The following is a 255-nucleotide window of genomic DNA, read 5'->3' as shown; positions in this document are numbered from 1 at the left end:
AGGCGTTCAAAGGTTCGCTCAGAATGGTTGGAAATCATTCAAAGAGTACAAAGGCAAAAGCGAGCTTAACTGCGAGACATACAGGTCGAGCAGAGACGAAAGTCGGACTTAGTGATCCGGTGGTACCTAGTGGAAGGGCCATCGCTCAACGGATAAAAGCTACCCCGGGGATAACAGGCTTATCTCCCCCAAGAGTCCACATCGACGGGGAGGTTTGGCACCTCGATGTCGGCTCGTCTCATCCTGGAGCTGGAG

1 rRNA gene is annotated in these 255 nt (G+C 52.9%); it reads left to right on the top strand.

What is annotated here, in order from left to right:
• A 23S ribosomal RNA gene (locus ACU68Y_RS09240) occupies window positions 1-255 on the top strand; the annotation flags it as partial.

The sequence above is a fragment of the Finegoldia sp. P1-F-LS genome (assembly GCF_052932205.1).
Note: the sequence above shows the minus strand (reverse complement) of the source record. Positions and strands in the feature narration are given on the sequence as shown.